At 63.1% G+C, this 704-nt stretch carries 1 protein-coding gene; it reads right to left on the bottom strand.

Annotation, left to right across the window (positions count from 1 at the left end):
- Nucleotides 1–659, bottom strand: a 659-nt coding sequence (locus tag ACWGS9_RS35100) for an aminotransferase class III-fold pyridoxal phosphate-dependent enzyme (RefSeq protein WP_454509467.1), incomplete at its 3' end; no start/stop codon positions are given.
- Nucleotides 660–704: the final 45 nt, after the last annotated feature.

The following is a 704-nucleotide window of genomic DNA, read 5'->3' as shown; positions in this document are numbered from 1 at the left end:
CGGCTGGCTGCTTCCTTGATGACTTTGGCGGTGAGCGCGCGCGCGGGCTTGCGGGTTTCTCCATCTTCGACCAGTTCCGCACCGATCATCGAGCCCAGCCCACGGATGTCGCCAATCACCGTGCGGTTTCTCTTCTGCTGGATCCGTTGCAAGCCAGCCGTGAGCCGCTCGCCGATCTCATTGGCGCGGCCAAGCAGATTCTCCTCCTCCAGCACGTCCAGCACGGCCAAGGCAGCCGCACAGGCCAACGGGTTGCCCGCATAGGTGCCGCCCAGGCCGCCAGCGGCCACCGAATCCATGATCTCCGCTTTGCCGACGATCGCGGCAATCGGGATGCCAGCTGCCATGCTCTTGCCCATCGTGATCAAGTCAGGCTCGACGCCGATATGTTCGATGGCAAACAGGCGGCCGGTTCTGCCGAAGCCGGACTGCACCTCGTCGGCGACGAGAACGATGCCGTGCTGGTCGCAAAGGCGCCGGATACCTGCCATGAACTCAACGGGCGCGGGAATGAAGCCACCTTCACCCAGAAGCGGCTCGATGACGATCGCCGCTACCGCACTCGCCTCGATCTCGGATTCGAACAGCGTGTCCAAGGCCGCAAGGCAGTGCTCGACGCTGACACCTCGATACAGATCCGGGTAAGGCGCGCGATAGATGTTGCCCGGGAACGGTCCGAACGACTGCTTGTAGGGATTTACCTT

The sequence above is a fragment of the Mesorhizobium sp. Arg314 genome (assembly GCF_053714275.1).
This window is presented reverse-complemented; position numbering and strand designations above follow the sequence as displayed.